This is a genomic window from Methanococcoides seepicolus (genome assembly GCF_023684405.1).
GTDB classification, from domain to species: domain Archaea; phylum Halobacteriota; class Methanosarcinia; order Methanosarcinales; family Methanosarcinaceae; genus Methanococcoides; species Methanococcoides seepicolus.
This window is the reverse complement of sequence record NZ_JAGSOI010000116.1, coordinates 1-3102: the sequence shown is the minus strand read 5'-3', so window position 1 is coordinate 3102 and position 3102 is coordinate 1. Positions and strand designations below refer to the sequence as shown.

Sequence of the window (3102 nt, the reverse complement as noted above, 5' to 3'; positions counted from 1 at the left end):
TAAAAAAGGTGTAAACTATAAGAGAACACCTGCTCAAGAATGCGGGATTGTTGAAGATAAGTGGACATTGAGAGAATTATTGATATTTAACTGTTCAAAAACATCAACCGTTTAATACTGGACTACCGGATTTCTACAGAGCCTATTAAACATCCATTTATATACTAATTACACTTTATTTTACACAAATGTTGTTATGATATTGCTTGTAATGTTTGTAGTTTAGACTATAACATAGCAGCACTGTTTGCGGTAAGAAGTGCCATTAAGAAAAAAGGAATAATTGATTAATGTAGGAAAGTATAGGAATAACGTAAATATTGCCTCATTAAATATCTACAATATTAAGCAGATCATAATTGTGGTTGATTCAAATGGATAAAATAATAGCAGACTTTGAAATTGATGTAAGGGGACAGTGCTGTCCGTACCCACTTATACGAACAAAACAGACAATGGATGATCTGGAATCAAATGAGGTACTGCTGGTCATAGCAAATGATGCCATAACCCCTCAAAACATCGCAACGTGGACAAAAAAGACAGGGAATGAGCTGCTTGCTGTTGAAGAAAAGGAAGGCATATTCAACATATACGTCCGTAAAGCGTGATACAACCATTCCCTATATCGTTTTATCCAATACTACAGACCCCGCCTCCATCCTGATAATTCTCATCCTCAATTGATGTTATCGATGGATTCTGACCACATACAGGACATGAAGGATTCTTACGGATCTTGATCTCATCGAATGACATGTTAAAAGCATCATAGAATATCAGCCGACCTACCAAAAGCTCACCGGATCCCAGCAGGTATTTGATGACCTCGGTTGCCTGAATTACCCCGATGATGCCTGGAAGTACTCCGATAACTCCGGCTTCCTGACAGCTTGGGACCATTCCCGCAGGTGGTGCATGCTCAAAAAGACACCTGTAACAGGGTCCTTCATCTGGAAGAATTGTCGTGACCTGCCCTTCGAAACGGAAAATACTACCGTGCGAAAGAGGCTTTTTTGCAAGCACACAGGCATCGTTTACGAGATAGCGGGTCGCAAAATTGTCGGAACCGTCCACCACGATATCGTAATCATTTATGATATCAAGGATATTATCAGGACTGATCCTTTTCTGATAAGTGATAACGTTCACATCAGGATTTAAATTCTCAACGAATTTTCTCGCAGATTCAACTTTTGGGACATCAATATTGCCACCATGTATGACCTGCCTTTGAAGATTACTAAGGTCCACAACATCATCATCAACGATCCCAATGGTCCCAACCCCAGCAGCAGCCAGATACTGTATAATAGGAGAACCAAGCCCTCCTGCACCTATACAGAGTACTTTGGAGGAAAGTAGTCTATGTTGTCCTTTCCCCCCAACTTCCTGCAGTATGATATGTCTTGAATACCGCCTTATCTGTTCTTCAGTAAATTCACCTAACATTTTTACCTCCCTGAAAATAATGATCGAAATTCGTGTCAGTATTTTCAAAAAAATGTAATTTCCTGATAAATAGGTATAGAAAGCGGCAATTTACACAATTTGACTCCAATTATCTCAAAAACCAATTCATAAGGTACAATCTCAAAATAAAGGCAAATATTGCCCAATAACCAATGGTAATAATATACTGTGTTTTTATGTTGGGTAGTTAATAATCATACGTTACTGGGAGACAAATAAAATGAGCAAAGTAATTGGTTTAAAGTGCAGAGAATGTAGTGCAGAATATCCCAGTGGGATACAGAACACCTGCTACGAATGTTTCGGACCGCTTGAGGTACATTACGATTGGGATGAGATCCAGAATACAGTAAGTAAAGAGAAGATCGCCAGAGGTCCTCCTTCCATCTGGAGATATGCAGATTTGCTTCCCCTGGATAGCACGAATTATGTAGACCTCGGTGCAGGTTATAATAAGTTGCACCATGCAAAGAACCTCGGGAAAGAGCTGGGACTAAGGGAACTATACATACTTGATGATTCTGTCAATCCTACAAATTCGTTCAAGGACAGAGTGACATCAGTGGCTGTGAGCAAGGCTCTCGAACTCGGTGCCACTGCAATTGGCTGTGCATCCACAGGAAATCTCGCATCAGCTGTGGGAGCCCATGCTGCAAAGGCAGGAATTCCGGCATACGTTTTCATACCTGCCTCGATCGAGCTTGGAAAAATAACCCAGATGCTCACATATGATCCAAACGTCATAGCGGTTGACGGAACATATGATGACGCAAATCGTCTTGCAAGTGAGGTCGCAGACCAGAATCCCGATTGGGCATTTGTTAACATAAACATCAGGCCGTACTACACGGAAGGTTCCAGAACACTTGCTTTTGAAACTGCCGAACAGCTCGGATGGAATGCTCCGGACCACATCGTTGCACCCCTTGGAAGCGGAGCACTGCTATGTGCACTTACAAGAGGTTACAGCGAACTCGAAAATATCGGTCTTATCGATTCCGGCAAGAACGTCAGAATTTCAGGCTCACAACCCACCGGTTGTGCTCCAATATCAACCGCAGTCCAGAACGATGCTGAGGTAGTTCCAATAAGAGAACTCGACACCATAGCCCACAGTCTTGCCATCGGAAATCCTGCAGATGGATATTATGCAAAGCAGGCCATACAGAATTCAAATGGTTATGCTGCATCCGTAACGAACAAGGAGATACTTGATGCCATACTTCTGCTTGCAAGAACTGAAGGGATCTTCACCGAACCAGCCGGCGGGACAACGGTTGCAGGTCTTAAGAGCCTTGTCGAAAGCGGCCATATTGACCCCGAAGAAAGAACAGTTGTATATGTAACAGGTAATGGTCTAAAAGCACAGGAAACTATCGCAGGAGCACTTGATAGTCCTAGATCAATAAAGCCCACATATTCCGAATTCACGAAGAAGTTTAGCAACATAGCGAAAAAGCAAGAACTAACACATCAAGAGGTGAACTAAAATGGTATCTATAAGATTCTCATCAGCATTGAACAATCTAACAAAAACAAGGTCAACAAACATCGATCTGGGTGATACTACAATAAAGACCCTTTTTGATAGACTTACTGCTGAGTATGGCGAAGAGTTTGAAAAGCGCC

Annotated in this window: 3 protein-coding genes; 2 read left to right on the top strand and 1 reads right to left on the bottom strand. The window is 41.8% G+C overall.

Features of this window, described 5'->3' with window-relative positions; translation table 11 throughout:
* Window positions 1-374 precede the first annotated feature (374 nt).
* On the top strand, window positions 375-611 hold the full coding sequence (locus KDK67_RS13830) for a sulfurtransferase TusA family protein (protein ID WP_250869436.1): 237 nt from the start codon (window positions 375-377) through the stop codon (window positions 609-611).
* A 22-nt stretch (window positions 612-633) separates the two neighbouring features.
* On the opposite strand, the gene moeB is transcribed toward KDK67_RS13830, so the two are convergent.
* Window positions 634-1452, bottom strand: a complete 819-nt coding sequence (gene moeB / locus KDK67_RS13825; protein WP_250869435.1) for a molybdopterin-synthase adenylyltransferase MoeB — start codon at window positions 1450-1452, stop codon at window positions 634-636.
* Between the two features lie 241 nt (window positions 1453-1693).
* Between moeB and thrC the strand changes: the two genes are divergently transcribed.
* Window positions 1694-2962: a threonine synthase gene (thrC, locus tag KDK67_RS13820; protein WP_250869434.1), complete on the top strand. Its 1269-nt coding sequence runs from the start codon at window positions 1694-1696 to the stop codon at window positions 2960-2962.
* The last annotated feature ends 140 nt before the right edge of the window (window positions 2963-3102 follow it).